We start from the raw sequence: 1,264 nt of genomic DNA, 5'->3' as shown, positions 1-1,264 counted from the left end.
GGGTGCAATGGATACGGGCGCAAAACGCAGTCAGCGCGATTACACGCTGACTTTTAAATTGTCGGTTGTCGATCAGGTCGAAAAAGGCGAGTTGAGTTATAAAGAGGCTCAACGGCGCTATGGGATCCAGGGCCGGTCGACGGTGTTGGTCTGGTTACGCAAGCATGGTCGACAGGACTGGAGCCAAGGCGCTTCCATTCGCTCCCAGAGGGTCCGACCGATGGATGAGCCTAATTTGCCATTAACTCCCGAGCAGAGAATCAAAGAGCTTGAGGAGCAGTTGGCGCTGGCGAATCAGAAAGCCAAATTCTTCGAAGACGTGGTCGAGGTTCTGAAGAACGACTACGGCGTATCCGTCGTAAAAAAGCGGCCCGGCAAGTCGTTGCGCAAACCCAAACCCTGAGTGTCAGCAGGGCTTGCCAGTTTATGGGGATCAGTCGCCAAGCCTTTTACAAGCGTGATCGCGTCTATCGGGCTCGAGTCGATCAAGATCAGAAACTCATCAAGTTTGTGCAGGCAATTCGAGTGCGCCAACCCTGCATCGGCACACGCAAACTCCAGTCATTGATGCACGCAGAGCTTGAGAAGCCTGAGCTGCATGTTGGCCGTGATCGCTTGTTTGAGGTGCTGCGTGAGCACCGACAGTTGGTTCGTAGGAAACGGGCGTATCACAAGACGACCGACAGCCATCATCACTTTCACTGCCATCCCAATCTGCTAAAGCCAGGCCCGCAGCAAGTCATCGCGAGCGGTCCGGAACAGGTCTGGGTGGCCGATATTACTTACCTATCCACCAAGCGTGATGATCCGGTTTACCTGAGCCTGATAACAGACGCCTTCTCAAGAAAAATTGTCGGGTATCACGTGCACGGCAGCCTTCACGCCGACTCGGTGGCCCAGGCCTTACGCATGGCGTTGAAAACACGTCGAACACGACAGAAACTGGTTCATCACTCGGATCGAGGTGTGCAGTACTGCTCGGCGCTGTATCAAAAACTCCATGCCAAGCACGACATCACGTGTTCAATGACCGATGGCTACGACTGCTACCAAAACGCCTTGGCAGAGCGGGTTAATGGCATCTTGAAAACAGAACTGTTGCTCCACCGGCCGACAGACCTGGAACAAGCGGAGCAGATGGTGCGGGAAGCAATCCTGATCTACAACCAAGAGCGCCCGCATCTTTCCTTGAAATACAAAACGCCCGATGCAGTGCATCGGGCGTTGGGGTGAAACAGGTGTAAACCTATTTCAGGACTAGACA

The 1,264-nt window shown here is 53.9% G+C and carries 2 protein-coding genes; both read left to right on the top strand.

Going from position 1 to position 1,264, the window contains the following annotated elements:
* On the top strand, positions 1–403 hold a 403-nt coding region (locus QRN31_RS26085), incomplete at its 5' end, for a helix-turn-helix domain-containing protein (protein WP_350310394.1).
* A complete protein-coding gene (locus QRN31_RS26080) occupies positions 307–1,233 on the top strand; it encodes an IS3 family transposase (protein ID WP_350310395.1) in 927 nt (308 codons plus the stop codon). The genes QRN31_RS26085 and QRN31_RS26080, both read left to right, overlap by 97 nt.
* Positions 1,234–1,264 lie beyond the last annotated feature (31 nt).

This window comes from Pseudomonas sp. fls2-241-R2A-110, assembly GCF_030209165.1.
Classification (GTDB): domain Bacteria; phylum Pseudomonadota; class Gammaproteobacteria; order Pseudomonadales; family Pseudomonadaceae; genus Aquipseudomonas.
Note: the sequence above shows the minus strand (reverse complement) of the source record. Positions and strands in the feature narration are given on the sequence as shown.